1 pseudogene is annotated in these 1,263 nt (G+C 33.7%); it reads right to left on the bottom strand.

What is annotated here, in order from left to right:
- Nucleotides 1–54: 54 nt before the first annotated feature.
- A pseudogene (locus KDK67_RS14080) lies at nucleotides 55–1,164 on the bottom strand (transposase).
- Nucleotides 1,165–1,263 lie beyond the last annotated feature (99 nt).

Below are 1,263 nucleotides of genomic sequence, written 5' to 3'. Positions count from 1 at the left end.
GAGAATTTCAAATTAGCTCATAATTCCCCCCATTCTAGTTTGATAACACCTTCCTTAAAAAAAACTACCAAACAAATTACTACCTTCAACCTTATTTTGTAACTCAGTAAGCACCAGCAATTGATATGCTACAAAGTTCAATTTTGAATAAAGCTCTCTACTCCCATTCATTACTGTTCTGATATCAAATTTCACAGTACCTTTCATGTGTCTATGTATCCTTTCACATTCTGCTCTTTTTTTTAACTAATTCATAAATAGATCATCACGAATATTCAAGTTTCGAAGATACATTCCAACCTGCTCCTGCCTTCCATTTTCATACAGGAACTTGAGTTTTTCATCATTTTTTGCTCGGATATCTCCACTAATTTGCCACATTTTATTTACCCAATGATCAATTCTCCCAATTTCACCTTCTTTGCTTAGAACAGCATTTGATGAATATGCAATAACTGGTTTTGCTTCCAAGTGATACCAAATATCTGCATGGTTTTGAAATGAATCATATCCACCATCAGCAGAGTAAAAATCAAAATCTGCATTCATCTTTTTTAGAGCTTCAATATGCTTGATAAGTTCAGGAGAGTCCGAACTAACACCATTCGTATAAGTCATAAAAACAGGATATGTTCCTACCATTGTGATGTGCGCCTTATCCATTTTGCATCTGTAGTGTACGTTATAATCAGCATGATTGTTATATCTGGATGCTTCAAGAGGTGTGGAATCTATCTTTGCTTCTTTTATTTGAGAAAGTTTGAGGATTTTCTCACCAAGTAACATCATTACTTCGTTTAGTCCATCATCACCTAATCGATATTTAACAAAATGATGTAAAGTTCCTCCCGAGGGGAGTTTTATTAAGCCATATTCATCACAAAAGGATAGCATAAGAGCTTCTTCTTCATCTAAAGAGGAAATGGTTTTATCATAGGATAAGTTTCTAAAGCACATTACAATGAAGAGTTTTATCATTGAGGAAATGTTATACTTAAAGTGCCAACTTTTGTTGGTGTAATAAGTACGTTCAACGTACTTTGAAATATCTTCAATGTGGAGAAAGTGAAGGAATTGGCAAATTGATGCACTTTCTCTGCCCAGATAATTTTCAAATGAGTCCTCGAAAATCATTCCACGATATATTGTTGTTGTTTTAGCCATGAAGACTGGATAAGTTCTAATAAGCTAATGATGGCTATTTGTTGCAGAAAAAGTAGTGGAGTTAATGAAAAATGGAATAGGTTTTTAAGTTAACTTTCT

It is taken from the genome of Methanococcoides seepicolus (assembly GCF_023684405.1).
GTDB lineage: Archaea > Halobacteriota > Methanosarcinia > Methanosarcinales > Methanosarcinaceae > Methanococcoides > Methanococcoides seepicolus.
This window is presented reverse-complemented; position numbering and strand designations above follow the sequence as displayed.